This is a genomic window from Treponema sp. OMZ 805, from assembly GCF_050937395.1.
Taxonomy (GTDB): Bacteria; Spirochaetota; Spirochaetia; order Treponematales; family Treponemataceae; genus Treponema.
In genome coordinates this window covers 1-439 of the sequence record NZ_JACCLP010000063.1, presented here as the reverse complement: position 1 = coordinate 439, position 439 = coordinate 1, and the positions used below count along the sequence as shown (strand labels likewise).

General features: G+C 47.8%; 1 protein-coding gene. It reads right to left on the bottom strand.

All coding sequences use genetic code 11. The annotated features are described in order from the left end of the window. Nucleotides 1-130: 130 nt before the first annotated feature. Nucleotides 131-439, bottom strand: a 309-nt coding sequence (locus HGH47_RS12315) for a hypothetical protein (protein ID WP_432912781.1), incomplete at its 5' end; no start/stop codon positions are given.

Below are 439 nucleotides of genomic sequence, written 5' to 3'. Positions count from 1 at the left end.
ACAAGCGCGAAAAACTTTTGATACAGTTCTTCGTTTATTCCGTCTTGTTTATCCATATTCTTTCTCCTTCCCGTTTGAATATCGTTTGTTCTACTGTAAGCGCCATTTTTACGGCGCTGATTGTGCTGCTTTAATCAGGATCAATCGGAAGCCGCAAGGTGCGCTTGCGCCTCGGCGCTAACGGCTCCCCGCCGACAACTTTTTTGCTTTCAAGCGCATTTGGTACCGGCTCCGGCTCTTCTATCTTTTCAGCGAGTAATTGTGCCGGTGTTTTCCGCGCGTTTCTAATGTCCTTATCCCAGCGGTAGTCTTTTAAGTGCTCACGGGCTTGTCTTTGCTCCTTGCGTACTGCTCGCAGGTTTTCTTCCGTAATGCCTCGATCCTTGAACACGTCGCTTTCCGCATCGAACTGAAAGACTAAATCAGGCAGACTGAAAAT